Annotated in this window: 1 protein-coding gene; it reads left to right on the plus strand. The window is 78.1% G+C overall.

Annotation, left to right across the window (positions count from 1 at the left end):
* Positions 1 to 662: DUF6542 domain-containing protein (locus LZ495_RS43670; protein WP_235058870.1), on the plus strand; the 662-nt coding region annotated here is incomplete at its 5' end.
* Between the last annotated feature and the right edge of the window lie 45 nt (positions 663 to 707).

Raw genomic sequence — 707 nt, forward strand, 5'->3', positions numbered from 1 at the left:
CCGGCCTGCCGCCTGCTCCGCACGCCGCCCCCGCGATCCCCGGCGCCACCGCGGCGCCGGGCGGCCGTCCGCGCCCGGCCGGCACTCCGGGCGGCCCCGGCCGGCGCCCGGTACGCCGCCCCGCGCGCGACACCGGCCTGACCGCACCCGGCGCCTTCGTGGTGTCGCTGGGCGGCACGCTGCTCGGCGGGCTGGCCGACCACCTGGCCACCGACAAGCTCGGCGCGGTGTTCGGGACGGTGTTCCTGGCGACATGCGTGCTGGTCGCGGTCAAGACGCGCATCCGGGACCTGGCCGCCGCGGTGATCGCCCCGCCGCTGGCGTTCGCGCTGACCATACTGCTGCTCAGCGTGGTCTTCCCGAGCGACAACGGCGAGGGCTTCCTGCTGCGCACGGTGCTCGACATGTTCACCGCGCTGACCTTCAAGGCCGGCCTGCTGTGGGGCGGTACGGCCCTGGCCGCGGCCATCGCCTTCGTGCGCTTCCGCGCCGACCGCGAGGCCTCCCGCCGCCGCAGCCCCCGCGACCCGCGCGAGCCCCGCGACCCCCGGGCCGTGCGCGCCCCGCGCGATCCGCGCAGCCCGGACGGACGGGACGGGCGCGACGCGCGCGACCCCCGGGGGAACCGCACGCCGCGCAGCCCCCGCCGCGAGGACCAATAGCGAGAGACCAAGAGCAGGAAACCAGCAGCGGGAAGCGCAGAGCCC

It is taken from the genome of Yinghuangia soli (genome assembly GCF_021502675.1).
Lineage (GTDB): Bacteria > Actinomycetota > Actinomycetes > Streptomycetales > Streptomycetaceae > Yinghuangia > Yinghuangia soli.